The 476-nt window shown below is 80.0% G+C and carries 1 pseudogene; it reads right to left on the bottom strand.

The features are described from left to right. A pseudogene (locus C7C46_RS37090) lies at positions 1-476 on the bottom strand (PQQ-binding-like beta-propeller repeat protein); the annotation flags it as partial.

Genomic DNA, 476 nt, shown 5'->3' with positions numbered 1-476 from the left:
CGGCGTCCACCGCGACCGCCCAGGCCACGTCCCGGGTCTTGTAGCGGCGCCGGCCGGAGGCGATGTCCAGCGCGTGCACCTCGAAGCTGGAGACCAGCAGGGTGCCGTCGGCCACCAGCGGGGTGCCCCAGACGTCGTTGGACATCCGGAACCGCCAGGGCCGCCAGTGCTGCCGCTCCACCTGCTGGACCGGCAGCGGGGCCGAGCCGCCGGCCGAGGCCCGGCGCACCCAGTCGGTCTCGGCCGGGGTCGGCCCGCCGGTCGGGCCGGGGTCGGTGTGCGCCTGCGGGCCCGGTCCTATGCCGACCGGCGCACCGGCCAGCCGCACCTCCTGGGCCGGGTCCCGGCGGTGCCGCCGGGCGCCCAGCTTGGCGGTGGCCGCCTGGCCGTCGGCCGAGCCGTTCTGCGCGGACAGCGCACCGGTGCGCGGGTCGGCCACCTCGGGGCGCGGGGCGACCGGCGCCGGGCCCCAGGGC

Source organism: Streptomyces tateyamensis, assembly GCF_003205575.1.
Lineage (GTDB): Bacteria > Actinomycetota > Actinomycetes > Streptomycetales > Streptomycetaceae > Kitasatospora > Kitasatospora tateyamensis.
Note: the sequence above shows the minus strand (reverse complement) of the source record. Positions and strands in the feature narration are given on the sequence as shown.